The sequence below is a fragment of the Streptomyces sp. NPDC057854 genome (assembly GCF_042797055.1).
Classification (GTDB): domain Bacteria; phylum Actinomycetota; class Actinomycetes; order Streptomycetales; family Streptomycetaceae; genus Streptomyces.
On the sequence record NZ_JBHVMF010000005.1, the window covers coordinates 127,674 to 153,496 of the forward strand.

The 25,823-nt window shown below is 72.6% G+C and carries 25 protein-coding genes and 5 tRNA genes; 20 read left to right on the top strand and 10 right to left on the bottom strand.

From position 1 onward, the window contains the following. Positions 1-196: 196 nt before the first annotated feature. From ACFVQZ_RS09960 to ACFVQZ_RS09975, 4 genes are all read right to left on the bottom strand, one after another. The gene (locus tag ACFVQZ_RS09960; RefSeq protein WP_383620911.1) at positions 197-778 is read right to left on the bottom strand and encodes an ATP/GTP-binding protein; all 582 of its coding nucleotides are present in this window, start codon (positions 776-778) and stop codon (positions 197-199) included. Further along, positions 759-1,169 carry a DUF742 domain-containing protein gene (locus ACFVQZ_RS09965; protein ID WP_030496941.1) on the bottom strand — a complete coding sequence of 137 codons (411 nt, stop codon included), beginning with the start codon at positions 1,167-1,169 and terminating at the stop codon, positions 759-761. Before ACFVQZ_RS09965 ends, ACFVQZ_RS09960 begins: the two co-directional genes overlap by 20 nt. A gap of 156 nt (positions 1,170-1,325) precedes the next feature. Then, entirely contained in the window at positions 1,326-1,739 is a 414-nt protein-coding gene (locus ACFVQZ_RS09970) for a roadblock/LC7 domain-containing protein (protein ID WP_030496942.1), read from the bottom strand. Positions 1,740-1,748: 9 nt separating this feature from the next. Then, a complete protein-coding gene (locus ACFVQZ_RS09975; protein ID WP_383620913.1) occupies positions 1,749-5,669 on the bottom strand; it encodes a nitrate- and nitrite sensing domain-containing protein in 3,921 nt (1,306 codons plus the stop codon). A gap of 576 nt (positions 5,670-6,245) precedes the next feature. On the opposite strand from ACFVQZ_RS09975, the gene ACFVQZ_RS09980 reads away from it, so the two are divergent. The 9 genes from ACFVQZ_RS09980 to ACFVQZ_RS10020 all read left to right on the top strand — a co-directional run bounded on the left by ACFVQZ_RS09980 (position 6,246) and on the right by ACFVQZ_RS10020 (position 10,240). Then, complete coding sequence (locus ACFVQZ_RS09980; RefSeq protein ID WP_030496944.1) at positions 6,246-6,443, top strand: hypothetical protein; 198 nt, start codon at positions 6,246-6,248, stop codon at positions 6,441-6,443. Positions 6,444-6,555: 112 nt separating this feature from the next. Continuing rightward, complete coding sequence (locus ACFVQZ_RS09985) at positions 6,556-7,341, top strand: fumarylacetoacetate hydrolase family protein (protein WP_030496945.1); 786 nt, start codon at positions 6,556-6,558, stop codon at positions 7,339-7,341. Continuing rightward, complete coding sequence (gltX, locus tag ACFVQZ_RS09990; RefSeq protein ID WP_081959469.1) at positions 7,334-8,809, top strand: glutamate--tRNA ligase; 1,476 nt, start codon at positions 7,334-7,336, stop codon at positions 8,807-8,809. The genes ACFVQZ_RS09985 and gltX overlap by 8 nt, the downstream gene beginning before the upstream one ends. Before the next feature lie 80 nt (positions 8,810-8,889). Continuing rightward, a complete protein-coding gene (locus ACFVQZ_RS09995; RefSeq protein ID WP_030496947.1) occupies positions 8,890-9,615 on the top strand; it encodes an HAD family hydrolase in 726 nt (241 codons plus the stop codon). Between the two features lie 92 nt (positions 9,616-9,707). Next, a tRNA-Gln gene (locus ACFVQZ_RS10000) sits at positions 9,708-9,779 on the top strand. A 42-nt stretch (positions 9,780-9,821) separates the two neighbouring features. Beyond that, a tRNA-Glu gene (locus tag ACFVQZ_RS10005) sits at positions 9,822-9,894 on the top strand. 62 nt (positions 9,895-9,956) lie between these two features. Beyond that, positions 9,957-10,029: transfer RNA gene (locus ACFVQZ_RS10010), tRNA-Glu, on the top strand. Positions 10,030-10,051: 22 nt separating this feature from the next. Further along, positions 10,052-10,123: transfer RNA gene (locus ACFVQZ_RS10015), tRNA-Gln, on the top strand. Between the two features lie 44 nt (positions 10,124-10,167). Continuing rightward, a tRNA-Glu gene (locus tag ACFVQZ_RS10020) sits at positions 10,168-10,240 on the top strand. A 136-nt stretch (positions 10,241-10,376) separates the two neighbouring features. Here the strand turns inward: ACFVQZ_RS10020 and ndgR are convergent. Next, positions 10,377-11,093, bottom strand: coding sequence for an IclR family transcriptional regulator NdgR (gene ndgR / locus ACFVQZ_RS10025; RefSeq protein WP_005311436.1), 717 nt, complete (start codon positions 11,091-11,093; stop codon positions 10,377-10,379). Between the two features lie 139 nt (positions 11,094-11,232). Here ndgR and leuC point away from each other — a divergent pair, with 139 nt between their 5' ends. From leuC to ACFVQZ_RS10045, 4 genes are all read left to right on the top strand, one after another. Beyond that, positions 11,233-12,657 carry a 3-isopropylmalate dehydratase large subunit gene (gene leuC / locus ACFVQZ_RS10030; protein ID WP_383620916.1) on the top strand — a complete coding sequence of 475 codons (1,425 nt, stop codon included), beginning with the start codon at positions 11,233-11,235 and terminating at the stop codon, positions 12,655-12,657. 6 nt (positions 12,658-12,663) lie between these two features. Continuing rightward, a complete protein-coding gene (leuD, locus tag ACFVQZ_RS10035) occupies positions 12,664-13,257 on the top strand; it encodes a 3-isopropylmalate dehydratase small subunit (protein WP_383620918.1) in 594 nt (197 codons plus the stop codon). A 104-nt stretch (positions 13,258-13,361) separates the two neighbouring features. Beyond that, positions 13,362-13,589 (top strand): hypothetical protein, encoded by a 228-nt coding sequence (locus ACFVQZ_RS10040; RefSeq protein WP_030496950.1) that lies wholly within the window; start codon positions 13,362-13,364, stop codon positions 13,587-13,589. A gap of 143 nt (positions 13,590-13,732) precedes the next feature. After that, positions 13,733-14,431, top strand: coding sequence for an HU family DNA-binding protein (locus tag ACFVQZ_RS10045; RefSeq protein WP_383620920.1), 699 nt, complete (start codon positions 13,733-13,735; stop codon positions 14,429-14,431). 91 nt (positions 14,432-14,522) lie between these two features. On the opposite strand, the gene ACFVQZ_RS10050 is transcribed toward ACFVQZ_RS10045, so the two are convergent. Next, complete coding sequence (locus ACFVQZ_RS10050) at positions 14,523-14,732, bottom strand: hypothetical protein (RefSeq protein ID WP_030496952.1); 210 nt, start codon at positions 14,730-14,732, stop codon at positions 14,523-14,525. A 10-nt stretch (positions 14,733-14,742) separates the two neighbouring features. Beyond that, entirely contained in the window at positions 14,743-15,390 is a 648-nt protein-coding gene (cofC, locus tag ACFVQZ_RS10055; protein ID WP_030496953.1) for a 2-phospho-L-lactate guanylyltransferase, read from the bottom strand. Positions 15,391-15,518: 128 nt separating this feature from the next. On the opposite strand from cofC, the gene ACFVQZ_RS10060 reads away from it, so the two are divergent. The 3 genes from ACFVQZ_RS10060 to ACFVQZ_RS10070 all read left to right on the top strand — a co-directional run bounded on the left by ACFVQZ_RS10060 (position 15,519) and on the right by ACFVQZ_RS10070 (position 18,529). Then, positions 15,519-16,271 carry a lysophospholipid acyltransferase family protein gene (locus ACFVQZ_RS10060; protein ID WP_030496954.1) on the top strand — a complete coding sequence of 251 codons (753 nt, stop codon included), beginning with the start codon at positions 15,519-15,521 and terminating at the stop codon, positions 16,269-16,271. Then, on the top strand, positions 16,268-17,269 hold the full coding sequence (locus tag ACFVQZ_RS10065) for an NAD(P)H-dependent glycerol-3-phosphate dehydrogenase (protein ID WP_383620923.1): 1,002 nt from the start codon (positions 16,268-16,270) through the stop codon (positions 17,267-17,269). Before ACFVQZ_RS10060 ends, ACFVQZ_RS10065 begins: the two co-directional genes overlap by 4 nt. Positions 17,270-17,389: 120 nt before the next feature. Further along, positions 17,390-18,529, top strand: coding sequence for a D-alanine--D-alanine ligase family protein (locus tag ACFVQZ_RS10070; RefSeq protein ID WP_030496956.1), 1,140 nt, complete (start codon positions 17,390-17,392; stop codon positions 18,527-18,529). 33 nt (positions 18,530-18,562) lie between these two features. On the opposite strand, the gene ACFVQZ_RS10075 is transcribed toward ACFVQZ_RS10070, so the two are convergent. Together ACFVQZ_RS10075 and ACFVQZ_RS10080 are read right to left on the bottom strand one after the other, a co-directional pair. Further along, positions 18,563-19,051, bottom strand: coding sequence for a DUF3515 domain-containing protein (locus ACFVQZ_RS10075; protein ID WP_030496957.1), 489 nt, complete (start codon positions 19,049-19,051; stop codon positions 18,563-18,565). Positions 19,052-19,071: 20 nt separating this feature from the next. Then, on the bottom strand, positions 19,072-19,305 hold the full coding sequence (locus ACFVQZ_RS10080; RefSeq protein WP_030496958.1) for an Lrp/AsnC family transcriptional regulator: 234 nt from the start codon (positions 19,303-19,305) through the stop codon (positions 19,072-19,074). A 233-nt stretch (positions 19,306-19,538) separates the two neighbouring features. Between ACFVQZ_RS10080 and ACFVQZ_RS10085 the strand changes: the two genes are divergently transcribed. Both ACFVQZ_RS10085 and thiD read left to right on the top strand, forming a co-directional pair. Beyond that, entirely contained in the window at positions 19,539-20,501 is a 963-nt protein-coding gene (locus ACFVQZ_RS10085) for a thiamine-phosphate kinase (protein ID WP_383620925.1), read from the top strand. After that, a complete protein-coding gene (gene thiD / locus ACFVQZ_RS10090) occupies positions 20,498-21,301 on the top strand; it encodes a bifunctional hydroxymethylpyrimidine kinase/phosphomethylpyrimidine kinase (RefSeq protein WP_383620927.1) in 804 nt (267 codons plus the stop codon). The genes ACFVQZ_RS10085 and thiD overlap by 4 nt, the downstream gene beginning before the upstream one ends. A gap of 159 nt (positions 21,302-21,460) precedes the next feature. Here the strand turns inward: thiD and rpmB are convergent, their stop codons facing one another. Beyond that, the gene (gene rpmB / locus ACFVQZ_RS10095) at positions 21,461-21,646 is read right to left on the bottom strand and encodes a 50S ribosomal protein L28 (RefSeq protein ID WP_003957616.1); all 186 of its coding nucleotides are present in this window, start codon (positions 21,644-21,646) and stop codon (positions 21,461-21,463) included. A 231-nt stretch (positions 21,647-21,877) separates the two neighbouring features. Between rpmB and ACFVQZ_RS10100 the strand changes: the two genes are divergently transcribed. Further along, positions 21,878-23,560: a DAK2 domain-containing protein gene (locus tag ACFVQZ_RS10100; protein WP_383620929.1), complete on the top strand. Its 1,683-nt coding sequence runs from the start codon at positions 21,878-21,880 to the stop codon at positions 23,558-23,560. Positions 23,561-23,686: 126 nt separating this feature from the next. Then, positions 23,687-25,819 (top strand): ATP-dependent DNA helicase RecG, encoded by a 2,133-nt coding sequence (gene recG / locus ACFVQZ_RS10105; RefSeq protein WP_383621067.1) that lies wholly within the window; start codon positions 23,687-23,689, stop codon positions 25,817-25,819. Positions 25,820-25,823: the final 4 nt, after the last annotated feature.

The window sequence follows — 25,823 nt, forward strand, 5'->3', positions numbered from 1 at the left end:
GGGCATAAAGAGCGAGCCCCGCCAAATGGCGGGGCTCATGTGAGCGCAGCGACACCGACCGGATGCGTCGGGTGTCCGAGACGCCCCCGATTCTCTGTCGAAATGTTATGAAGCCCGGGCCGGCCGTGGCGAAGGCCACAGCCGCCCTCCGGACGGCCCGGTCCCGGGGCATATGACAACTGCCCTGGTGAGCGGCCTACTTGAGGCGGGCCATGAGGGCGTGCTCGACGAGGGTGATGAGCGCGCTCTTGGCGTCCGCGCGGTGGCGGGCGTCGGTGGTGATGATGGGGGTGTCGGGGCCGATCTGGAGGGCTTCGCGGACCTCGTCGGGGGTGTAGGGCTGGTTTCCGTCGAAGCCGTTGAGGGCGATGACGAAGGGGAGGCCGCTGTTCTCGAAGTAGTCGACGGCGGGGAAGCAGTCGGCGAGGCGGCGGGTGTCGACGAGGACGACGGCGCCGATGGCGCCGCGGACCAGGTCGTCCCACATGAACCAGAAGCGGTCCTGGCCGGGGGTGCCGAACAGGTACAGGATCAGGTCCTGGTCCAGCGTGATGCGGCCGAAGTCCATCGCCACCGTGGTCGTCGTCTTCCCGCCCGTGTGGGTCAGGTCGTCGATCCCGGCGGAGGCCGCGGTCATCACGGCCTCGGTACGCAGCGGGTTGATCTCCGAGACGGCGCCCACGAACGTGGTCTTGCCGACGCCGAAGCCACCGGCCACCACGATCTTCGCGCTGGTGGTCGGTCTGGCCGCGCCGTCGTTAGAGCTTGCGAAGTCCACTGAGCACCCTTTCGAGCAGTGTCACGTCCGGCGTGCCGCCGGCTTCTCCGTTGCCCGGCTGGTGGATGGCCACCATGCCCGCCTCGGCCAGGTCGGCCACGAGGATCCGGGCGACACCGAGCGGCATCGACAGCAGGGCGGACACCTCGGCCACCGACTTGACCTCACGGCACAGGTGGCAGATGCGCTGGTGCTCGGGCAGGAGCGTGGCGAGGTGCGCCGGGTCGGCCGTGGTGCTGACCAGCGCCTCGATGGCGAGCTGGTAGCGCGGCCGGGTCCGGCCGCCGGTCATCGCGTACGGACGGACCAGCGGCTGGTCGCCCTCATGACCGTACGGATCGTCCAGGGACGAGCCGCCGTACGGATCGTGAGTGGCGGGGGGCGGGGTCATGAATCCTCCGGGCGTGACAGCAAGCCTTCTGCCGTCTGATGGGGCCGGTGGGGGGCCGGATGGGGCGGCCGGACGATTGAACGGTGCCGGGGGCGGTACGTGTGGGGGACGTACCGCCCCGTCGGGGGGAGAGGTGCTGGGGGCGGGTGGGGACCGCTAGTGCAGCAGGCTGCCCTGGAGCTCCGCGCGGAGATCCGGGGTGAGGACGCTGCCGGCCCGGTCGACCAGCAGCGCCATCTCGTAGCCCACGAGGCCGATGTCGCACTCCGGGTGCGCGAGCACGGCCAGCGAGGATCCGTCCGAGACCGACATGAGGAAGAGGAAGCCGCGCTCCATCTCCACCACGGTCTGCGCCACGGGACCGCCCTCGAAGATCCGGGAGGCGCCCGCGGTCAGCGAGGTGAGCCCGGACGCGACCGCCGCCAGCTGGTCGGCACGGTCGCGGGGGAATCCTTCGGACATGGCAAGGAGCAGACCGTCGGCGGAGACCACCACCGTGTGCGACACCCCGGGGGTGTTGTCCACGAAGTTGGTGATCAACCAGTTCAGGTTCTGCGCCGCCTGGCTCATCGCGCTCAACTATCGCTCCTGCTGGTGGTTCGGACCGAGGTGGAAGCTACCCGTGGTCGAGTTGCCCGCCTGCCGGCCCTGCTGGATGCCGCGGCGCAGGTTGGTGAGCCGGCCACGGACGTCGTCGGGTGCACGCGAGACCTGGGGGCCGGCCGTGTGGGCCTGCTCCTGTGCGGTCCCGGGTACGAGGTTGGCCTTCGGCACGCGGCGCGGAAGACCGGAGGTGGTGACCCCGCCGGCGGAGGGCTTGCGCGCCCGCTCGGCCTGGCGCACCAGGTCGTCGTTGGGCGAGGGCCGCCAGCCGGCGGCCGCGCCCTGGCGCCCGCCGTCGCCGGCCGGACGCGGACCCGCCGGAGCGGGCTGCTGCACGACCGGGGTCGGCATCGTCCGGTCGACCTCGGGCATCCGCTGCTGCGGCGCCTGGCCCGGGGCCTGCTGCTGCCCCTGCTCCTGCTGGAACCAGTTGGTCTCCAGCGTGTCGTACAGCGGGGTGCGCCCGTCGCCCGCGGACGGCGCCGGAGGCAGGGCCTCCGGGCGGCGCGGCCGGCCGAGCTGCGGCTGCCGCGGCTCGGGCGCGGCCTGCGGGGACGGCTGCTGCGGGGCCTGGGGGAGACCCGGCTGCGGCGGCGCGAACCCGTTGCCGGCGGGCAGGCGCGGAGCCGGCTGCTGCGGCTGCTGCTGCGCCTGCGTGACGAAGGGCTGGTCGCCGTACGCCGGACGGTCCTGGTACTGCGGGGCCTGCGGCTGCTGCGGGGCGCCGAAGTCCGGCCGCGGGAACTGGCCGGTGGAGCCGGGTCCCTGGGGCGCCTGGTGCTGCTGGTGCTGGGGGGCCTGCGGGGCCTGGGGGGCTCCGAAGTCCGGGCGCGGGAACTGCGCGGTGGACGCCGGGTCCTGGTACTGCGGGGCCTGCGGCTGCTGCGGAGCGCCGAAGTCCGGCCGCGGGAACTGGCCCGTGGAGCCCGGGCCCTGCGGCGCGCCGGGCGCGGCGAAGGAACCGGTGGTCTCGGCGTCGTCGTGGCCGCGCGGGGCGTCCAGCGGCGTCATGTCCTGCTGCGGGCGGCGCACCGGCTGCTGCGCGGCGGGGTCGCTGCCCCAGCTCGTCCCCTGCGGGCGCTGCGGCTGCGGGTTCCCGCCGGGCAGCTCGGCGCGCGGGAAGCCGTTCGGCGCACCGAGCGGGTCCTGCTGCCGGGGAGCCTGCGGGTTCTGCGGAGCCTGCGGGTGCTGCGGGTTCTGGGGCGCCTGTGGGTTCTGGGGGCCTTGCGGGCGGCCGCCCCACACGTCCGTGCGGGACGGGATGGCGCTGGCCGCGCCGCCGATGAGACCGGCACCGGGGCCGGGCTGGGGGAGCTGCGGCAGCTGGCCGGTCTGCTCCAGGCGCGCGTCGGCCGGCTGGGGCTGCTGCTGCTGCTGCGGCTGCTGCGGGGCCGGGGCCTGCGGGTTCTGCGGCGCGCCGTCCCGGGCGGGCAGCGCGGTCCGCGGTCCGCCCGCCGCGCCGACCTGCGGACGCGCGGCGCCCGGGCCGGCGCCGAGGCGGCCGGCCGGAGCGGACGGGCCGCCGAGACCGGGGCGTCCGGCACCCGGACCACCGGCCGCGCCGGGACCGCCGGCGAGCCGGCCGCCGGGGGCGCCGCCCTGCGGGGACGCGCCCTGCGCGCCGGGACCGCTCTTCGGGGCCGGCTTGCGGCCGCCCTGGGCGACGTCGACCGGGAGCATGACGAGCGCGGTGGTGCCGCCCGAGTCGGACGGGCGCAGCTGGATGCGGATGCCGTGCCGCAGGGACAGGCGGCCGACCACGAAGAGGCCCATGCGCCGGGAGACGGAGACGTCCACGGTGGGCGGCGAGGCGAGCCGCTCGTTGATCGCCGCCAGGTCCTCGGGGGAGAGGCCGATGCCGGTGTCGTGGATCTCGACCAGCACGCGCCCGTCGGGCAGCGCGTGGCCGGTGACCCGGACCTTGGTCTGCGGGGAGGAGAACGAGGTGGCGTTCTCCAGCAGCTCGGCCAGGAGGTGCACGAGGTCGTTGACGACCCGGCCGGCGACGTCCGTCGCCGGGACCGCGGCCAGTTCGATGCGCTCGTACTGCTCCACCTCGGAGGCGGCGGCGCGGAGCACGTCGACCAGCGGGACCGGGCGGGTCCAGCGGCGGCCCGGCTCCTCGCCGGCGAGGACGAGGAGGTTCTCGCCGTTCCGGCGCATGCGGGTCGCGAGGTGGTCGAGCTTGAAGAGCGAGGACAGCTGGTCCGGGTCGGCCTCGCGGGACTCCAGCTCGGAGATGAGCGAGAGCTGGCGCTGGATGAGACCCTGCGAACGGCGCGAGAGGTTGGTGAACATCGCGTTGACGTTGCCCCGGAGGAGGGCCTGCTCGGCGGCGAGGCGGACGGCCTCGCGGTGCACGTCGTCGAAGGCCGCGGCCACCTGGCCGATCTCGTCGCGGGAGTGCACGCCGACGGACTCGACGGAGGTGTCGACGTCCTGCGGGTCCGCCTCGGAGAGCTGCTTGACCAGCTCGGGCAGGCGTTCCTGGGCGACCTTGGTGGCGGTGTCCTGGAGCCGGCGCAGCGAGCGGATCATGGACCGGGCCACGACGAACGCGCCGATCAGCGAGACGCCGAGGACGAGCAGGATCAGCGCACCGTTGATGATGGCCTCGCGCTGCGACTCCTGCCGCAGCTCACGGGCCATCGTCTCCATCTCGCCGAGGAGCTGGTTCTCGATGCGGCTCATGGCCGCGATCTTCGTCTCGTACTCGTCGGTGAAGTTCAGGTAGCCGCGGGCCGACTTCGGGGCTCCGATGGCGGTCTCGGAGGAGAGCACGCGCTCGGCGTACTTCTCGGCGTCCACGATCGTCGGGTTGCCGGTGCGCAGCGAGTCGGTGAGGTCGGTGGCGTCGCCGCCGGTGCCCTCGTAGATCGCCGTGAAGGTCTTGAAGGCGTTGTTCTCACTCTTGAGCGCGGCCTCGCCGTAGAGGCGGTCACCGGGCTTGAACCGGCCGCGGCCCTTGTCGCTGGCCGGCAGGGCGCCCGCGATGATCGCCTGCTGGATGGAGGCGTACTCCTTGGCGGACGAGAACGCGGCGAGCGCGCGGGTCCGCTTGATCATCTCGGGGTTGCTGGTCGCCTGCGCCATGTCCTGCGAGAGGCTGAGCAGCGAGCGGATGAGGCGGCTGTACGCCTCGACGGTCACGGACTGCTGGACGCCGTCCTTGTAGGCGTTCGTCCGGATGTTGTGGAGGTCGATGACCTGCCCGGCGATGGTGCCGACGTTGGACCGGATGCTCTGCAGCGCCTCGTCGTCGTCGCTGTTCGGGATGGCCCGGGTGGCGTCGAGGAAGGCGTCGTAGGAACGGTCCGTACGGCGGCGGGGGTTGGCGATCTGGTAGTCGCTGGTCGGCCGCCCGTTGGCGAGCGGGCCGGCCGAGAGGTCGCGCTCGGCCTGGAGGGCCTGGGCGAGCGCGGTCGCCTCACGGGTCAGCTTGGTCAGCAGCTGCATGTGGTCGAGCTGCTGCATGTCCTGCAGCGACTCGTTGATGCGGATGCCGCCGAGGCTGGTGGCCGCGACCACGGGGAGGGTCAGCAGGGCCACGAGACGCGTGGAGATGCGCCAGTTGCGCAGGGCTATTCGGGAGCCCGTCGCGTTCTCGGCGGCGACGGGGGCGGTGCCCTTCTCGCCGCGCGGCGCGCCGCTCTCATCGCCGGGTGCCGCCGACGGGCCGGACCGGCGTGCGGAGCCGTCGCCGGACTCGCCGGCCGGCCGTGCGGCCTTGCCCGGGTTCCTGCCCTGGCCGCCCGGACCGGGCGCCTGCTGGGCGGAGTGCGGGGCCGCGGGACCGCGATCGGTCCCGGCACGCGGTTCCTGCTCCGACGGAGCCTCCGCGCGGCCCTTGCGGGCCTGGGCGGAGCCCGCGCCATCCCTCTTGAAACGTCCCTGCACTAGCGTCGCAACCTCTGGACCAGGCGTCCTTCCGGGGTGGACCCGGAGCGGACGGTGTCGGCGTCGATGGGGACGCGTCGGCGCGCCCCAGGTGGTCGTCGGTGACCGGCGCAGATCCCCCTTCTCCGCCACTCGGCCGGCGCTGCGTTGCGCCCCCTGCGTGCCGGCGTCGAACCCGCGGCGGTGCGTGGAATTCCAGCACAGTGCCGGATCTCCAACAAGGGCCGAGGTCTATACCGGGAGGGGGATGACAACCCGTGCGCGGGAGGTCACCGCGTGTAGAAGATGATCACGGAGGATTCGGGCGTATCACCCCCAATGGCCCGGCGTCCTCGTGTGTCCCAGTCGCCATGATCAGGAGCGGAATGGAGGGTTCAATGGCGGAATGTCCCTTTCCGTGACCTGACATGCCGGTCCGTAATGACCGGAATATCCGGCCAGTGGTGAGCAAACTCACATGGGAATGGATGTCTCAGCCATGCATTCGAAGGGAACCCCTTGATTTAGCCTGACGCTTTGCACCATCATCCCCGCGCCCGCACGGGCGCCCGTCCCGGAACAAGGTCTGCCAGCGCGATGACTGCACCCACCCCCGCCACCACGGCCAACCCGCGCCGCTCCACCCTCGCCCACCTCGAGGACGCCGCCGCCCTGGGCCGCGGCGCCACCCCCGAGTACGCGACCGAGCTGCCCGGCACCACCGCCAACCCGCGCCGCACCGTCCTCATGCAGGCCCCCGCCCCGCACGTGCCGGCCTACCTCGCCGAGGTCTGATCCCGGCGTCCGCCCGCCCGCCACCGGCGATATCCGCCGGTCGGCCGCCCCGCGCCGCGTTAGCCTGGAGCGTCAGACTCCAGCCAGTACCAAGTGAGGGGCGACAGCACTCGTGCGCATCGCCAGATTCTCCATCGACGGCAATGTCGCCTTCGGCGCGGTCGAGGGCGAGGGGACCGTCGAGTCCGGCGGCCTCGTCCTCGACATCATCAAGGGCATCCCGTACACCGACTTCGAGCTCAGCGGCACCAAGGTCCCGCTGAGCAAGGTACGGCTCCTGCCGCCGGTGCTCCCCAACAAGGTCGTGGCCATCGGCCGCAACTACGCGGAGCACGCCAAGGAGCTCGGCAACGAGGTCCCCGAGGTCCCGGTCGCCTTCTTCAAGCCGACCACCTCCGTCATCGGCCCCGGCGACGCCATCGAGTTCCCCTCCTTCTCCAGCGAACTGCACCACGAGGCCGAACTGGCCGTGGTGATCGGCCGCATGTGCCGCGAGGTGCCCCGGGAGCGCGTCAAGGACGTGATCTTCGGCTACACCTGCGCCAACGACGTGACCGCCCGCGACGTCCAGAAGCGCGAGGCCCAGTGGGCCCGCGCCAAGGGCTTCGACACGAGCTGCCCGCTGGGCCCCTGGGTGGAGACCGACCTCGACCCGAGCGACCTCGCCGTCCAGGCCACGGTCAACGGCGAACAGCGCCAGCTCGGTCGGACGAGCGACATGATCCGCTCCATCGAGGACCTGGTCGTCCACATCACCGAGGCCATGACACTGCTCCCCGGCGACGTCATCCTCACCGGCACCCCCGCCGGGGTCGGCCCCCTCACCGTCGGCGACGAGGTCGCCGTCACCATCGAAGGCATCGGCACTCTCACCAACAGGGTGATCAAGCGTGGCTAACGCGAACCTCCGCGTCCGTTTCTGTCCGTCCCCGACCGGCAACCCCCATGTGGGCCTGGTCCGCACCGCCCTCTTCAACTGGGCGTTCGCCCGGCACCACCAGGGCACCATGGTCTTCCGCATCGAGGACACCGACGCGGCCCGCGACTCCGAGGAGTCGTACGAGCAGCTGCTGGACTCCCTCAAGTGGCTCGGCCTCGACTGGGACGAGGGCCCCGAGGTCGGCGGCCCGCACGCCCCGTACCGCCAGTCGCAGCGCATGGACATCTACAAGGACGTCGCCGACAAGCTGCTCGCCGGCGGCTACGCGTACCGCTGCTACTGCACCACCACCGAGCTCGACGAGCGCCGCGAGGCCGCCCGCGCCGCCGGGAAGCCCTCCGGCTACGACGGCCACTGCCGCGAGCTGTCCGCCGAGCAGGTCGCGCAGTACGAGGCCGAGGGCCGCGAGCCGATCGTCCGCTTCCGGATGCCCGACGAGGCCATCACCTTCACCGACCTGGTCCGCGGCGAGCTCACCTTCACCCCCGAGAACGTGCCGGACTACGGCATCCTCCGGGCCAACGGCGCCCCGCTGTACACCCTGGTCAACCCGGTCGACGACGCCCTCATGGAGATCACCCACGTCCTGCGCGGCGAGGACCTGCTCTCCTCCACCCCCCGCCAGATCGCCCTCTACAAGGCGCTCATCGAGCTGGGCGTCGCCAAGGAGATCCCCGCCTTCGGCCACCTGCCGTACGTGATGGGCGAGGGCAACAAGAAGCTCTCCAAGCGCGACCCGCAGGCGTCCCTCAACCTCTACCGGGAGCGCGGCTTCCTCCCCGAGGGCCTGCTGAACTACCTCTCCCTCCTCGGCTGGTCCTTCTCCGCCGACCAGGACCTCTTCACCATCCCCGAGATGGTGGAGAGGTTCGACATCTCCGACGTCAACGCCAACCCGGCCCGCTTCGACCTGAAGAAGGCCGAGTCCATCAACGCGGACCACATCCGCATGCTGGACGTGAAGGCGTTCGCCGAGGCGTGCGAGCCCTGGCTCCAGGCCCCGCACGCCCCCTGGGCCCCCGAGGACTTCGACCGCGCGGCCTGGGAGCGGATCGCCCCGCACGCCCAGACCCGCCTCACCGTCCTCTCCGAGATCACGGCCAACGTCGACTTCCTCTTCCTGGCCGAGCCGGTCTTCGACCAGCCCTCGTGGGACAAGGCGATGAAGGGCGAGCCCGCGGCCCTGCTGACCACCGCCCGGGAGAAGCTGGAGTCGGCCGACTGGACCGACCCCGAGTCGCTCAAGAACGCCGTCCTCGCCGCCGGCGAGGCCCACGGCCTCAAGCTCGGCAAGGCCCAGGCCCCGGTCCGCGTCGCCGTCACCGGCCGCACCGTCGGCCTCCCCCTCTTCGAGTCCCTGGAGATCCTGGGCAAGGAGAAGACCCTGGCCCGCGTCGACGCGGCCCTCGCGAAGCTCGCCGCGTAAGCGGCGCGACCCGCGTCCCACGACGGGGGCGGCGCCCGGAGCACTTCCGGGCGCCGCCCCCGTCGGCGTACCGTCGGGGCATGAGCATCCGGGCCGTCGTCTGGGACGTGGACGACACGATCTTCGACTACGCGGGCGCCGACCGGGCCGGGATGCGGGCGCATCTCGCCGCCGAGGGGCTGGACGGGCTGCACGGCACCGTCGAGGACGCGCTGCGCCACTGGAAGGAGCTCACGGAGCTCTTCTGGCGCCGCTTCGAGGAGGCGCCGGCGGGGAACTGGCAGGACCAGCGCCGCCACCGCGTCCGCGCCTTCCTGGACCGGCCCGCGATGACCGACGCCGAGGCCGACGCATGGTTCGGCCGGTACGTGGCCCACTACGAGGCCGCCTGGGAGCTCTTCCCGGACGCCCTGCCCGTCCTCGACCTGCTCGCCGCCGACTACCGACAGGCCGTCCTGTCGAACTCCAGCATCCACGCCCAGGAGCCCAAGCTGCGCGCCCTCGGCGTCCGCGACCGCTTCGAGGCCGTCCTCTGCGCCGCCGAGCTCGGCAGCGCCAAGCCGGCCCCCGAGGCGTTCCTCGCCGCCTGCACGGCCCTGGGCCTGCCCCCGCACCAGGTGGCGTACGTGGGGGACCGGGCCGACATCGACGCGCTCGGCGCGCAGCAGGCCGGGCTGCACGGCATCTGGCTGGACCGTGCCGGCACCGGCGGGGTGCCCGGTCTGCACCGCATCACGGACCTCCACCAGCTCCCGCCGCTGCTCCGCGGGCATACCCGTTTTGGAGCACCGTCCACCTTCGGGTAATGTTCTTCCTGCGCCGAGGGGAGCAAGCCGAAAGGCAAGAACCCGGAAAGCGCAAGCCGAGCAAGATCCCCCTCGCGGGGAAGTTGCCCCGGTGGCCTATGGTGTAATTGGCAGCACGACTGATTCTGGTTCAGTTAGTCTTGGTTCGAGTCCAGGTAGGCCAGCTCGCAGAGCTCATCTGCAAACCAGTGGATTGGCATCCACGAGCCCCCGTTGTGTAGCGGCCTAGCACGCCGCCCTCTCAAGGCGGTAGCGCCGGTTCGAATCCGGTCGGGGGTACAGATCCTTCCCGCGGGATCACTTGGGTAGCGCCCAGGTGCTCTCGATGCAGGATCGCTAGGGCCCCCGTTGTGTAGCGGCCTAGCACGCCGCCCTCTCAAGGCGGTAGCGCCGGTTCGAATCCGGTCGGGGGTACGACGCTGGTCTAACCACGTATTGGTCTATGGTGTAATTGGCAGCACGACTGATTCTGGTTCAGTTAGTCTAGGTTCGAGTCCTGGTAGACCAGCTCGGGTCGGCGGCGGTTGATCTCAACAGCCCGCATGATCCAAAGCCCCCGTTGTGTAGCGGCCTAGCACGCCGCCCTCTCAAGGCGGTAGCGCCGGTTCGAATCCGGTCGGGGGTACGCGACAGAGAAGCCCTTCCCTTCGGGGGAGGGCTTCTTCGCTGTTCCGGCACGGCGCACACAACTCCGGCCCACCGCTGCGGCGTTGGAGCGGTGGGCCGGGGAACGTACAGGTGAACAGAGGAGACGGAGACGGTCAGCCGTTGCGGCGGAGGGCCTCGGAGAGACGGGCGGCGGCGTCGATGACCGCCTGGGCGTGCATCCGGCCCGGGTGGCGCGTCAGACGCTCGATCGGACCCGACACCGACACGGCGGCCACCACGCGGTTCGACGGGCCCCTGACGGGCGCGGAGACGGACGCGACGCCCGGCTCCCGCTCACCGATCGACTGGGCCCAGCCGCGGCGCCGTACGCCCGACAGGGCCGTCGCCGTGAACCGGGCGCCCTGGAGGCCGCGGTGCAGCCGCTCGGGCTCCTCCCAGGCCATCAGGATCTGCGCCGACGAGCCGGCCTTCATCGTGAGCGTCGAGCCCACCGGGACCGTGTCCCGCAGACCGGACAGCCGCTCGGCCGCCGCCACGCAGATCCGCATGTCGCCCTGGCGCCGGTAGAGCTGCGCGCTCTCCCCGGTCACGTCGCGCAGGTGCGTCAGCACCGGCCCGGCCGTCGCCAGCAGGCGGTCCTCGCCCGCCGCCGCCGCGAGCTCCGCGAGGCGCGGACCGAGAATGAAGCGACCCTGCATGTCGCGGGCCACCATCCGGTGGTGTTCCAGTGCCACGGCCAGTCGGTGGGCCGTGGGCCGTGCGAGTCCCGTCGCCGCGACCAGTCCTGCGAGGGTGGCCGGACCGGACTCCAGGGCGCTCAGGACAAGGGCTGCCTTGTCGAGAACGCCTACGCCGCTAGAGTTGTCCATGCAACGATATTCGCGTCTCACTCTGTGAAACGCAAGTTCAATTTTCCGAGGAACTTGTCACTCTGGTGGGGCGGCCGCACAACGGCCCGCACAACGGTCTCTAGGGGTGCCGGCGCAGCCGCCGGCCGGAGGGAAAGCGATGGGTAGGACACTCGCGGAGAAGGTCTGGGACGACCACGTCGTCCGGCGCGCCGAGGGCGAGCCCGACCTCCTCTTCATCGATCTTCACCTGCTGCACGAGGTGACCAGCCCGCAGGCGTTCGACGGCCTCCGGCAGAACGGCCGGCAGGTGCGGCGGCTCGACCTCACCCTCGCCACCGAGGACCACAACACCCCCACCCTCGACATCGACAAGCCCATCGCGGACCCGGTCTCCCGCGCCCAGCTGGAGACCCTGCGCAAGAACTGCGCCGAGTTCGGGGTACGGCTCCACCCGCTCGGCGACGTCGAGCAGGGCGTCGTCCACGTGGTGGGACCGCAGCTGGGCCTGACCCAGCCCGGCATGACCGTCGTCTGCGGCGACTCCCACACCTCCACCCACGGCGCCTTCGGCGGCCTCGCGTTCGGCATCGGCACCAGCCAGGTCGAGCACGTCCTCGCCACCCAGACGCTGCCCATGGCCCGCCCCAAGACCATGGCCATCACCGTGGACGGCGAGCTGCCCGCCGACGTCACCGCCAAGGACCTCATCCTCGCCGTCATCGCGAAGATCGGCACCGGCGGCGGCCAGGGCTACGTCCTGGAGTACCGGGGCTCCGCCATCGAGAAACTCTCGATGGAGGGCCGCATGACCATCTGCAACATGTCCATCGAGGCCGGCGCCCGGGCGGGCATGATCGCCCCCGACGAGACCACCTTCGCCTACCTCAAGGGCCGCCCGCACGCCCCCGAGGGCGAGGACTGGGACGCCGCCGTCGCCTACTGGAAGACGCTGAAGACCGACGAGGACGCCGTCTTCGACGCCGAGGTCGTCATCGACGCCGCCGAACTCGCGCCGTTCGTCACCTGGGGCACCAACCCCGGCCAGGGCGCGCCGCTTTCGGCGAACGTCCCCGACCCGGCTTCGTACGAGGACCCCTCGGAGCGCCTCGCCGCCGAAAAGGCCCTGGAGTACATGGGGTTGACCGCCGGACAGCCGCTGCGCGACATCAAGGTCGACACCGTCTTCGTAGGCTCCTGCACCAACGGGCGCATCGAGGACCTGCGCAACGCCGCCTCCCTCCTGGAGGGCCGCAAGGTCGCCGACGGCGTCCGCATGCTGGTCGTCCCCGGCTCCGTCCGGGTCGCCCTGCAGGCCGTCGAGGAGGGCCTGGACAAGGTCTTCAAGGAGGCCGGCGCCGAATGGCGGCACGCGGGCTGCTCCATGTGCCTGGGCATGAACCCGGACCAGCTGGCCCCCGGCGAGCGCTCCGCGTCCACCTCCAACCGCAACTTCGAGGGCCGGCAGGGCAAGGGCGGCCGCACCCACCTGGTCTCCCCCCAGGTGGCCGCCGCCACCGCCGTCCTGGGCCACCTGGCCTCCCCGGCCGACCTGTCCGACGCCGTCACCACCGCGGGGGTCTGAGGAACCATGGAAGCTTTCACCACGCACACCGGCCGGGCCGTCCCGCTGCGCCGCAGCAACGTCGACACCGACCAGATCATCCCCGCGCACTGGCTGAAGAAGGTCACCCGCGACGGCTTCGAGGACGGCCTCTTCGAGGCGTGGCGCAAGGACCCCGAGTTCGTCCTCAACCGCCCCGAGCGGCAGGGCGCCACGGTCCTGGTCGCCGGCCCCGACTTCGGCACCGGCTCCTCCCGCGAGCACGCCGTCTGGGCGCTCCAGAACTACGGCTTCAAGGCCGTGATCTCCTCCCGCTTCGCCGACATCTTCCGCGGCAACTCGCTGAAGAACGGTCTGCTGACCGTCGTCCTGCCGCAGGAGACCGTCGACGCCCTCTGGCAGCTCACCGAGGCCGACCCCACCGCCGAGGTCACCGTCGACCTGGAGGCCCGCAAGGTCCTCGCCGAGGGGATCGACGCCGACTTCGAGCTCGACGAGAACGCCCGCTGGCGGCTCCTGAACGGTCTCGACGACATCAGCCTCACCCTTCAGAACGAAGCCGACATCGCGGCCTACGAGGCGGCGAGGCCGTCCTTCAAGCCCCGTACAATTACGGCCTGAGCAGCGCTTTTCCACGACTGCGCCCCCCACCCTCCGGTGGGGGGCGCAGTCGCTTGTTGAGACCCTGTCGGGCGACAACTCGCCCTAGATGGCACAATCGGTGCATGGAACGCGACAGCCAACTCGAGCTCTACGAGGCAGTCGCCGCCCGATTGAAAGAAGCGCACTCCCGAGTGCGCGCACTGCAAGTCCCGGAGGGCGTAAGGATGGCGCTGTCCCGGAAGCTGCTGGTCGTCACGGCCGCGGCGAAGCACGATCTCGCGGACGCGGCAACGCGTCTGGACCGGTTGATGAAGGACCTCGACGAGGGTCGATTCCCCGAAGACGACTGACACCAGGAACTCCGCAACGGGACTTCCGCGTTGCGGCACTAGGGTGATTAGACCGTTTCGTGTTTGATTTGCGGTATATACATGCCTAACGTGCGAAAAAGCTTGAACACTTTCGTTCCGGCAAAGTCTCCGAAGGGGAAGACGTGAACAAGGCGCAGCTCGTAGAAGCGATTGCCGACAAGTTGGGCGGTCGCCAGCAGGCCGCCGAAGCCGTCGACCACGTGCTCGACGCCATCGTGCGCGCCGTGGTGGCCGGGGACCGGGTCTCGGTCACCGGTTTCGGTTCGTTCGAGAAGGTCGACCGCCCGGCCCGCTACGCCCGCAACCCGCAGACGGGTGAGCGCGTGCGGGTCAAGAAGACCTCGGTTCCGCGCTTCCGCGCCGGCCAGGGCTTCAAGGACCTGGTCAGCGGCTCGAAGAAGCTCCCCAAGGGCGGCGAGGTCTCCGTCAAGAAGGCCCCCAAGGGCAGCCTGACCGGCGGCGGCGCCTCCGCCACCGTGAAGAAGGCCGCCGCCAAGAAGGCCACCACGGCCAAGAAGGCCGCCGCCAAGAAGGCCACGCCGGCCAAGAAGACCACGGCCGCCGCCGCCAAGAAGGCGACCCCGGCGAAGAAGGCCACCACCGCCGCCGCGAAGAAGACCACCACCGCCGCGGCCAAGAAGACGACGGCGGCGGCCAAGAAGACCACCGCCGCCGCGAAGAAGGCCACGCCGGCCAAGAAGACGACGGCCGCCGCCAAGAAGACGGCCCCCGCCAAGAAGGTCACGGCGAAGAAGGCCCCCGCCAAGAAGACCACGGCGCGCAAGACCGCCACGGCCAAGAAGACCGCCGCCAAGAAGTAGGACGGTCCTCGCACGTCCGCCGGGCCGGGCTCCCCGCACGGGAGCCCGGCCCGCGGCGCGTTCCGGAGCGGCCGTACGGGGGAGCGGCGGCTCAGAAGGTCTGCAGCGTCACCAGCGTGATCCGCAGGCCCGCGCCCGACGTGCCCGGCTCCGCCTCGATCCGCACCCGCTGGCCCGGCCGCAGCAGCCGCAGCCCGCCCGCGTCGAAGGCCGCCGCCTCGAACTCCACCGGGGTGCCGTCGTCGAGCAGCACACTGCCGCTGCGGGTCTCGGGGTCGTACGTGTACGCGGTCGCCTGCATGGACCGCAGCCTATCCGGCCGGCGCCGGCCGCCGGGCCGCCGTCCGCGGGCCGAGCCCCAGCGCGTCCGCCGCCGCCAGGTCCTCGCCGGTGTCCACGTCCCGGCGTACGGAATCCACCCCGGCCAGCCGTATTTCCACCGCGCCGGACGACAAATGCCGAAGCCGCGACGGACCTCCGAATGCCGGTTCCAATTCCACCCCGGGCGCCGCCGAGAGGAATGTCGTACCTATTTCGGCGGCATCCGCGAGAAATGCCCTGGGGAATTGCCGGGCCGCCGACAGGACCCGTGTCAGCTCCGCCGGGCGCAGCGCCGGCAGGTCCGCGTTCAGCGCCGCCACGCGCGCGTGCGGGAGGCGCTCCCGCACCGCCCGGGCCCCGTGCGCCAGCGCCGCGTTGAGCCCCGCCGCCGGCACGTCCGGCTCTATCCGGGCCCCCAGCACCGCCAGCGCCCGGCCCGCCACGGGATCGTCCGTGACCACCACCACGTCCCGCACCTCCGGACAGTCCAGCGCCGCCGCCACCGTGTCCTCCGCGAAGGCCAGCGCCAGCCGGGGCCGCAGCCGCTCCCCGGCCGCCGCGGCGAGCCGGCTCTTCGCCAGGGCCAGGGGTTTCAGGGGTACGACCAGGGACCAGCCGTCGTCCGCATCCGTGTTCATCGCCGCCCATTCTGTCCCGCCCCGGCGGTACGGCCCGGTCCCCGGGGCGTACGGTGTCACTCGACACAGCAGGAGCATGGGGCGACACTTGACCCCCTGCCAGCAAGACCCGGAGAAAGGTGCCCCGAGTGCCCCGCCGCAGAATCGGCTTCTGGTACCGCCTGGCGGCGGTCATCGCCAAACCCCCCCTGGTGGTTCTGTTCAAGCGGGACTGGCGCGGCATGGAGCACATCCCGGCCGAGGGCGGCTTCATCACGGCCGTGAACCACAACTCGTACCTGGACCCGCTGTCCTACGCGCACTACCAGTACAACACCGGCCGCGTGCCCCGCTTCCTGGCCAAGGCGGGGCTCTTCAAGGGCGGATTCGTCGGCACGATGCTCCGCAACACCGGCCAGATCCCCGTCTACCGCGAGACCGCCGACGCCCTCGACGCCTTCCGGGCCGCCGTCGACGCCATCGAGCGGGGCGAGTGCGTCGCCTTCTACCCCGAGGGCACCCTCACCCGCGACCCCGACATGTGGCCGATGCCCGGCAAGACCGGCGCCGCCCGGGTCGCCCTGCTCACCAAGGCGCCCGTCATCCCGGTGGCCCAGTGGGGCGCCAACCTCGCGATGCCGCCGTACGCCAAGAAGGACCGGTTCAGCTTCTTCCCGCGCAAGACGCTGATCGTGCAGGCCGGCCCGCCCGTCGACCTCTCCCGCTTCGACGGCCTGGAGCCCACCCCCGAGGTGCTGCGCGAGGCCACCGAGGTCATCATGGCCGCCATCACCGCCCTGCTGGAGGAGGTCCGCGGCGAGCGGGCCCCCGCCGAGCCGTACGACCCGCGCCGCGCCCGCCTGGAGCAGCGACGCAAGGCCGCCGAGGGAGGTGCCAAGTGACCAAGGCCGCCGTCTTCGGCAGCGGGTCCTGGGGCACCGCCTTCGCCATGGTGATGGCCGACGCCGGCTGCGAGGTGAGCCTCTGGGGCCGCCGCGCCGAGCTCGCCGAGGCCGTCAACACCACCCGTACCAACCCGGACTACCTGCCCGGCGTCGAACTCCCCCGGGGCATCACCGCGACCACCGACGCGGCCGAGGCCGCCGCGGGGGCCGACTTCGCCGTCCTCGCCGTGCCGTCCCAGACGCTGCGCGAGAACCTCGCCGCCTGGGCGCCGCGACTCGGCCCGGACACCGTGTTCGTCTCCCTGATGAAGGGCATCGAACTCGGCACCGCCAAGCGGATGAGCGAGGTCATCACCGAGGTCGCCGGCGTCCCCGCCGAGCGCGTCGCCGTCCTCACCGGCCCCAACCTGGCCCGGGAGATCGCCGCCCGCCAGCCGGCCGCCGCCGTCGCCGCCTGCGTCGACGAGTCGGTCGCCCAGCGGCTCCAGGCCGCCTGCATCACCCCGTACTTCCGCCCGTACACCAACACCGACGTGGTCGGCTGCGAACTCGGCGGCGCGGTGAAGAACGTCATCGGCCTCGCCGTCGGCATCGCCAACGGCATGGGACTCGGCGACAACTCCAAGGCCACGCTCATCACCCGCGGCCTCGCCGAGACCACCCGCCTCGGCCTCGCCATGGGCGCCGACCCGCTCACCTTCGCCGGCCTCGCGGGCCTCGGCGACCTCGTCGCCACCTGCTCCTCGCCGCTCTCCCGGAACAACACCTTCGGCACCAACCTGGGCCGGGGGATGAGCCTGGAGGAGACCATCGCGGTCACCAAGCAGACCGCCGAGGGCGTCAAGTCCTGCGAGTCGGTGCTCGATCTGGCCCGCCGGCACGGCGTCGACATGCCCATCACCGAGACCGTCGTCTCCATCGTCCACGACGGCAAGCCGCCGACGGTCGCCCTCAAGGAGCTCATGTCGCGCAGCGCCAAGCCCGAGCGGCGCTGAGCCGGGGCGCCGCCGGTCCCCGGGCCAGAGGCGCCCGCTCCGCCACCGCTGGGCCGGACGCGGGAGGCGGCCAGCGGGGCGCTCAGGAGTTCGGACACCGCAAGGTACGCTCATCGCGATATGAGCGAGAACACCCAGAGCCCCCGCAAGCCGCGCGTGGCCGTCGTCTTCGGCGGACGCAGCTCCGAGCACGCCATCTCCGTCGTCACCGCCGGCGCCGTCCTCAAGGCGATCGACCGGACCAAGTACGACGTGCTTCCCATCGGCATCACCCGGGAGGGGCGCTGGGCGCTGACCGCCGACGCCCCCGAGCGGATGGCGATCTCCGACCGCGCCCTGCCGGACGTCGCCCAGCTCGCCGAGTCGGAGACCGGCGGCGTGGTCCTCCCGGTCGACCCCGCCAGCCGCGAGGTCGTCCTGCACGAGCCCGGCTCGCTGCCGCAGGCCCTCGGCGAGGTCGACGTCGTCTTCCCGGTGCTCCACGGCCCCTACGGCGAGGACGGCACCCTCCAGGGCCTCCTGGAGCTCTCCGGCATCCCGTACGTCGGCGCGGGCGTCCTCGCCTCCGCCGTCGGCCAGGACAAGGAGTACATGAAGCGGGTCTTCGTCTCGTACGGCCTGCCCGTCGGCCCGTACGAGGTCGTCCGGCCGCGCGAGTGGGACCGCAACCCGGCCGAGGCCCGCAAGAAGATCGTCGAGTTCGCCGCCGACCACGGCTGGCCGCTCTTCGTGAAGCCGGCCCGCGGCGGCTCCTCCATGGGCATCACCAAGGTCGACGACCTCTCCGGCCTCGACGAGGCCGTCGAGGAGGCCCGCCGCCACGACCCGAAGATCATCGTGGAGGCGCTGGTGCGCGGCCGCGAGATCGAGTGCGGCGTGCTGGAGTTCGAGGACGGCCCGCGCGCCAGCGTGCCCGCCGAGATCCCGCCGGTCACCGACCACGACTTCTACGACTTCGAGGCGAAGTACATCGACTCGGCCTCCGGGATCGTGCCCGCGCCGATCGGCGACGAGGCCACCGCCGAGGTCCAGCGGCTCGCCGTCGCGGCCTACGAGGCGGTGTCCTGCGAGGGCCTGGTGCGCGCCGACTTCTTCCTCACCGAGGACGGCGACTTCGTCATCAACGAGATCAACACCATGCCCGGCTTCACCCCGATCTCCATGTACCCGCGCATGTGGCAGGAGAGCGGCGTGAGCTACCCCGAGCTGGTCGACCGGCTGATCCAGGCCGCGCTGACCCGCTCCACGGGCCTGCGCTAGTACGGAGGACGGGCCCGGCCGGGGGGCCGGGCCCTAACGGCACTCGGGCTCCAGGGCGCAGGGCACCGTCCGGTCCACCGGGCCGGCGAGGTCGGCCAGCGGCCCGGCGTCGTGCGCGTACCGCTCGCCCAGGGTCACCTCGACGTACGTCTTCCGGTACACCGAGGTGAACCGGGGCCCGCCGCCCTCCGTCCGCTCCAGCATCCAGCGGACGCCCTCCGCGGAGACGGCCTCCGCCTGCGGATCGCTCATCTTTTCGGGCCGGGGGACCCCGCAGCGCAGTACGATCGCTCCGTCGCCCCACCCCGCGGTCAGCCCGGAGTCGGGGGACGGATCGCTCCGCTCCTGACCCGCCACGGTCTCGGGGAGCTCCTCCGCCAGCGCACGGCAGAGCGCCGCCTCCGCCGCGGGCGGTGTCGGCACCGGCACCGACGCCCGGGCGTCGGCGGAGCAGCCGGTGACGGCGGCCAGCAGGACGGCGGCCGGTGCGAGGAGGCCGTAAGGCCGGTGGGAAGACGTCACCGGCCCAGCGTAGACGGGGGCTACAGATGGACGACCGGGCAGGTCAGGGTGCGCGTGATGCCGTCCACCTGCTGGACCTTGGCGACCACCATGCGGCCGAGCTCGTCGACCGTGTCGGCTTGCGCGCGCACGATCACGTCGTACGGCCCGGTGACGTCCTCGGCCTGGATCACCCCCGGGATCTTGGCGATGGTGTCGGCGACGGTCGACGCCTTGCCCACCTCGGTCTGAATCAGAATGTACGCCTGTACCACGGAACCTCCAGGGCGGCCACGAGGATCTTGTGGGAGAAAGAGACGCCACGGTACCGCGTCGCCGGAACCCGCGGGGAGACCCGCGCCTTCCGGGGGGCCCGGGGTGTGGCGTACACAGGACGGAAGTTGACGGTCAACTTGACGGTACCCAGCACGGTGACGGCCCGCGACCCGCGGCGCGAGCGGACGCTCCGCCGGCGGCCGGCCGGCACGACGACACGAGGTGAGACGCGGTGAAGGGCACAGTCGGAGAACTGGGCGAGTTCGGGCTCATCAGGGAGCTCACGTCCCGGCTCACCTCCACCCCGGCGGTACGGATCGGGCCCGGCGACGACGCCGCCGTGGTCTCCGCCCCGGACCGGCGCGTGGTGGCCAGCACGGACATCCTGCTCGAAGGACGGCACTTCCGCCGCGACTGGTCGACCGCGTACGACGTCGGCCGCAAGGCCGCCGCGCAGAACCTCGCCGACATCGCCGCCATGGGCGCGGTCCCCACCGCGCTCCTCCTCGGCCTCGTCGTCCCCGCCGAACTCCCCGTCACCTGGCCCACGGAACTCATGGACGGCCTGCGCGACGAATGTCAGGTCGCGGGCGCCGCGGTGGTCGGCGGCGACGTCGTGCGCGGCGACACGATCATGGTTTCCATCACCGCGCTCGGCGACCTCCGCAACCACGACCCGGTCACCCGCGGCGGCGCGAAGCCCGGCGACGTCGTCGCCTACACCGGCTGGCTCGGCTGGTCCGCCGCCGGCTACGCGGTCCTCTCCCGCGGCTTCCGGTCCCCGCGCGCCTTCGTCGAGGCCCACCGCCGCCCCGAACCGCCGTACCACGCCGGTCCGGCCGCCGCCGGGCTCGGCGCCACCGCCATGTGCGACGTCAGCGACGGCCTGATCGCCGACCTCGGCCACATCGCCGAGGCCAGCAACGTCCGCATCGACCTGCGCTCCGGCCTCATCGACATCCCCAGCCAGATGAACGACATCGGCCAGGCCGTCGGCGTCGACCCGCGCCAGTGGGTCCTCACCGGAGGCGAGGACCACGCGATCGTCGCCACCTTCCCGCCCGACGTGAAGCTGCCCGCCCGCTGGAAGATCATCGGCGAGGTCGTCGCCCCCTCCGCGCTGCCCCAGGTGACCGTCGACGGCGCCCCCTGGCACAGCACCGGCGGCTGGGACCACTTCGGGGAGACCGAGTGACCGTCCCGCCGCCCCTGGTGCTCACCGTCGCCGGATCCGACTCCGGCGGCGGCGCCGGCATCCAGGCCGACCTCAAGGCCATGCTCGCCCTCGGCGTCCACGGCATGAGCGTCCTCACCGCCGTCACCGCGCAGAACTCGCGCGGCGTCCACGGCGTCTGGGAACTGCCCGAGGAGGCCGTCCGCGCCCAGTACCGCGCCGTCGTCGACGACATCGGCGTCCACGCGGTCAAGACCGGGATGCTCGCCACCGCCGCGCTCGTCGACACGGTCGCCGGACTCCTCGCCGGGACGGACGCGCCCGTGGTCGTCGACCCCGTGGGCGTCTCCAAGCACGGCGACCCGCTTCTCGCGGCCAGCGCCCTGGAGTCCGTACGGACGCGGCTGCTGCCGGCCGCGACCGTCGCCACGCCCAACCTGGACGAGGTGACGCAGCTCACGGGAATCCTCGTCGAGGACGAGGACGGCATGCGGCGGGCCGCCGACGCGATCCTCGGATACGGGCCGCGCTGGGCGCTCATCAAGGGCGGGCACCTGCCCGGGGACGCCGCCGAAGTCGTGGACCTGCTCACCGACGGCACCGACGAGCACTGGCTGTACGCCCCCCGGTACGACAACCGGCACACCCACGGCACCGGCTGCACGCTCGCCTCGGCGGTCGCGTCCGGCCTCGCCAAGGGACTGCCGGTGCCGGAGGCCGTACGGGAGGCGAAGGCGTACGTGACGGGGGCCCTCGCCGCCGGCTTCGCCCTGGGGGAGGGCATCGGACCCGTCGACCACGGGTGGGCGCTGCGCCGCTGAGCACGACGAAGGGCGGGCCCGGCCCCCGAGGCCGGACCCGCCCTCCGCGTCATGCGGGCACGGTGTGTGTCGCGGAAAAGGCGGAAGGCCGGTCCACCGAGGTGAACCGGCCTTCCCAGGCAACCGCAGGGGCTGCGCTACGACACGGAAACGTCGCGATTAGCGCGAGACCTTGCCGGCCTTGATGCACGAGGTGCAGACGTTGAGCCGCTTCGGCGTCCGACCGACCACGGCACGCACACGCTGGATGTTCGGGTTCCAGCGACGAGACGTACGGCGGTGCGAGTGCGAAATGTTGTTGCCGAAGCCCGGCCCCTTGCCGCAGACGTCGCAGTTGGCAGCCACGGGTCACTCCAAAGACTTCAGATTTACAGTGAGATCCGGCGCACCGGAATCAGGAGTCTGAAGTGGCTTGCCGGGGATGGCCCGGCGAGTGCCAGGCAACCGAAGCAGCATACAACGACTGCTCCGGTGGAACGAAACTACCACGGTCCGGCCCGACGACGTCCCGGCCCCCGGACCCGGCAGCCCCCGGTCTACCCTGCGGTGGACTTCACCGCCGAAGGAGGACCCCCGTTGTCGCGAGCCCCGCAGCCCTTCGACCCCACCGCACGGAGTGACGAGCGTCTCGTCCTCGACGCCGGGGCGGTACGGGCCTGGAGCGCGCGGACGGCGGAGGCGCTCGGCCGGGAACGGGCCGCCATCGACGCCATCAACGTCTTCCCGGTCGCCGACGGGGACACCGGCACCAACCTCTGCCTGACCGCCGAGGCCGCCCACCGCGCCGTCGAGGCCGTCTTCGCCGCCCCCGGGGCCGCGGGCGCCTCCGCACCCGACACCGCCGACGCCGTACGGGCCCTGGCCCACGGCGCGCTCCTCGGCGCCCGCGGCAACTCCGGCACCATCCTGTCCCAGCTGCTCCGCGGCATGGCCGGGGTCCTCGCCGAGGGCGCCGACGGCGACCACCTCGCCCGCGCGCTCGCCACCGCCGCCGCCTCCGCCCGGGCCGCCGTCGCCCACCCGGAGGAGGGCACCATCCTCACCGTCGCCTCCGCCGCCGCGGCCCGCTGCGCGGACGGCGGCACCCTCGCGGACGTGGCCAGGAGGGCCTACGACGGGGCCAGGACCGCCCTGGAGGCCACCCCCGGGCAGCTGGCCGTGCTGGGCCGCGCGGGGGTCGTGGACGCCGGCGGACAGGGACTGGTGACCGTCCTGGGCGCGCTGGTGGAGACGGTGACCGGGCAGGCCCCGGAACCGCCGCCGGCGTCCCGCGCCCGGCCCGGGCTGCTGACGGCCGCGGAGCCCTGCGGGCCGGACGGCGGGGGGCCCGGATACGAGGTCCTGTACCTGCTGGAGGCCGAGGACGCCGCCGTCGAACTCCTCAAGGGCCGGCTCGACGCCCTCGGCGACTCCCTCGTCGTCGTGGGCGGCGACGGGCTCTGGAACGTCCACGTGCATGTGGACGACGCGGGCGCCGCCGTCGAGGCCGGGATCGAGGCCGGCCGACCCCACCGGATCCGCATCACCCACTTCGCGAGCGCCGCGCCCGTCGGGGACGAGGGCGGGGACGGGGACGGCCACGCGCGCGAGGAGCGGGCCGGCCGCGCCGTCGTCGCCGTCCTCCCCGGCGAAGGACTCGCCGGACTCTGCGCCGAGGCCGGCGCCACCACCGTCCAGGCCCGGCCCGGCGAACCGCCCGCCGGCGACGAACTCCTCGACGCCGTCCGCCGCGCCCACGCGCGCGAGGTCGTCCTGCTGCCCAACGACACCGACCTGCGGGCCGCCGCCGCGACCGCCGCCGAACGGGCCCGCGCCGAGGGCATCCGGGTCGCCCTCATCCCCACCCGGGCCGCCGTCCAGGGCATCGCCGCCCTCGCCGTCCACGAACCCGGGCGCAGCTTCGACGAGGACGTCGTCGCCATGACCGCCGCCGCCGGCGCCACCCGCTACGCCGAACTCGCCGTCGCCGAACGCCAGTCCTTCACCTCCGCCGGCGTCTGCCAGGCCGGCGACGTCCTCGGGCTCATCGAGGGCGACGTCGCCGTCATCGGCGACGACCTCACCGACACCGCCCGCACCGTCCTCGACCGGATGCTCCAGGCCGGCGGCGAACTCGTCACCCTCGTCGTCGCCGACGGCACCCCGCCCGGCCTCGCCGCCATCCTCGAAGCCCACGTGCGCCGCGGCTACCTGGCCGTCGACACCGTCACGTACCACGCGGGCGCGGGCGCCCCGCCGCTCCTCATCGGGGTCGAGTAGCCCGGCCCGGACCGGCGGGTTGTCCACAGGCTCGCCCCGGCTGTCGGCGCCGTGGTGTGCAATGGGGACGTGCCCGCGCTCGACGAACCCCTCAAGAAGTCCCTCGGCCCCGCCACCGCCAAGGTCATGGCCGAGGCCCTCGACCTGCACACGGTCGGCGACCTGCTCCACCACTACCCGCGGCGGTACGCGGAGCGGGGCGAGCTGACCACCCTCTCCGACCTGCCGCTCGACGAGCACGTCACCGTCGTCGCCCAGGTCTCGGACGCCCGGGTGCACACCTTCAACGGCGCCAAGGGCCGCGGCCAGCGGCTGGAGGTGACCATCACCGACGGGTACGGCCGGCTCCAGCTGGTCTTCTTCGGCAAGGGCGTCCACAAGCCCCACCACGACCTGCTGCCCGGCACCCGCGCGATGTTCTCCGGCAAGGTGTCCCTCTTCAACCGCCGCCTCCAGCTCGCCCACCCCGCGTACGAACTCCTGCGCGGCGACGGCGACGCGGCGGTGGACGCCTGGGCCGGCGCCCTCATCCCGATCTACCCGGCCACCACCAAGCTGGAGTCCTGGAAGATCGCCAAGGCCGTCGACGCCGTCCTGCCCAGCGCCGTCGACGCCGTCGACCCGCTTCCCGCCGCCCTCCGCGAGGGCCGCGGCCTCGCCGAACTCCCCGACGCGCTCCGCCTGATCCACCGCCCCCGCACCCAGGCCGACATCGCCGCCGCCCGCGAACGGCTCAAGTGGGACGAGGCGTTCGTCCTCCAGGTGGCCCTCGCCCGCCGCCGGCACGCCGACACCCAGCTCCCCGCCGTCCCGCGCCGCCCCGCCGCCGACGGCCTGCTCGCCGCCTTCGACGCCAGACTGCCCTTCACCCTCACCGACGGGCAGCGGAAGGTCTCCCAGGAGATCTTCGACGACCTCGCCACCGACCACCCCATGCACCGGCTCCTCCAGGGCGAGGTCGGCTCGGGCAAGACCATGGTGGCGCTGCGGGCCATGCTCGCCGTCGTCGACGCCAGGGGACAGGCCGCCATGCTCGCCCCCACCGAGGTCCTGGCCCAGCAGCACCACCGGTCCGTCACCGAGATGATGGGCGAGCTGGCCGAGGGCGGCATGCTCGGCGGCTCCGAGAAGGCCACCAAGGTCGTCCTGCTCACCGGCTCCATGGGCGCCGCCGCCCGCCGCCAGGCCCTGCTCGACCTGGTCACGGGCGAGGCCGGCATCGTCATCGGCACCCACGCCCTCATCGAGGACAAGGTCAAGTTCCACGACCTCGGCCTGGTCGTCGTCGACGAGCAGCACCGCTTCGGCGTCGAACAGCGCGACGCCCTGCGCGGCAAGGGCAAGCAGCCGCCGCACCTCCTCGTCATGACCGCCACCCCCATCCCGCGGACCGTCGCCATGACCGTCTTCGGCGACCTGGAGACCTCCGTCCTCGACCAGCTCCCCGCCGGACGCTCCCCGATCGCCAGCCACGTCGTCCCCGCCGCCGACAAGCCGCACTTCCTCGCCCGCGCCTGGGAACGGGTCCGCGAGGAGGTCGAGGGCGGCCACCAGGCGTACGTGGTCTGCCCCCGCATCGGTGACGAGGAGGACCAGAAGAAGGCCGCCAAGCGCAAGCCCTCCGCCGAGGACGAGGCCGAGAAGCGCCCGCCGCTCGCCGTCCTCGACGTCGCCGCGCAGCTCGCCGCCGGGCCCCTCGCCGGACTGAGGATCGCCGCCCTGCACGGGCGCATGCACCCCGACGACAAGGACGACGTCATGCGCCGCTTCGCCGCCGGCGAGCTCGACGTCCTCGTCGCCACCACCGTCATCGAGGTCGGCGTCAACGTGCCCAACGCCACCGCCATGGTGATCATGGACGCCGACCGTTTCGGCGTCTCCCAGCTCCACCAGCTCCGCGGCCGGGTCGGCCGCGGCTCCGCCCCCGGCCTCTGCCTCCTGGTCACCGAGATGCCCGAGGCCAGCCCCGCCCGGCAGCGCCTCGGCGCCGTCGCCGCCACCCTCGACGGCTTCGAGCTCTCCCGCATCGACCTCGAACAGCGCCGCGAGGGCGATGTCCTCGGCCAGGCCCAGTCCGGCGCCCGCTCCTCCCTGCGGGTCCTCGCCGTCATCGACGACGAGGAGGTCATCGCCGCCGCCCGCGAGGAGGCCACCGCCCTCGTCCTCGCCGACCCCGACCTGGACGCCCACCCGGGCCTGCGCACCGCGCTGGACGCCCTGCTCAGCGAGGAGCGGGAGGAGTACCTGGAGAAGGGCTGACCGG

Bases quoted from the DNA above. Each gene is read 5' to 3' on its own strand.
- ACFVQZ_RS09965 (WP_030496941.1), bottom strand. From the start codon at position 1,169: ATGACCCCGCCCCCCGCCACTCACGATCCGTACGGCGGCTCGTCCCTG.
- ACFVQZ_RS09970 (WP_030496942.1), bottom strand. From the start codon at position 1,739: ATGAGCCAGGCGGCGCAGAACCTGAACTGGTTGATCACCAACTTCGTG.
- ACFVQZ_RS09980 (WP_030496944.1), top strand. From the start codon at position 6,246: ATGACTGCACCCACCCCCGCCACCACGGCCAACCCGCGCCGCTCCACC.
- ACFVQZ_RS09995 (WP_030496947.1), top strand. From the start codon at position 8,890: ATGAGCATCCGGGCCGTCGTCTGGGACGTGGACGACACGATCTTCGAC.
- ndgR (WP_005311436.1), bottom strand. From the start codon at position 11,093: ATGGACAACTCTAGCGGCGTAGGCGTTCTCGACAAGGCAGCCCTTGTC.
- leuC (WP_383620916.1), top strand. From the start codon at position 11,233: ATGGGTAGGACACTCGCGGAGAAGGTCTGGGACGACCACGTCGTCCGG.
- leuD (WP_383620918.1), top strand. From the start codon at position 12,664: ATGGAAGCTTTCACCACGCACACCGGCCGGGCCGTCCCGCTGCGCCGC.
- ACFVQZ_RS10040 (WP_030496950.1), top strand. From the start codon at position 13,362: ATGGAACGCGACAGCCAACTCGAGCTCTACGAGGCAGTCGCCGCCCGA.
- ACFVQZ_RS10050 (WP_030496952.1), bottom strand. From the start codon at position 14,732: ATGCAGGCGACCGCGTACACGTACGACCCCGAGACCCGCAGCGGCAGT.
- cofC (WP_030496953.1), bottom strand. From the start codon at position 15,390: ATGAACACGGATGCGGACGACGGCTGGTCCCTGGTCGTACCCCTGAAA.
- ACFVQZ_RS10070 (WP_030496956.1), top strand. From the start codon at position 17,390: ATGAGCGAGAACACCCAGAGCCCCCGCAAGCCGCGCGTGGCCGTCGTC.
- recG (WP_383621067.1), top strand. From the start codon at position 23,687: ATGGCCGAGGCCCTCGACCTGCACACGGTCGGCGACCTGCTCCACCAC.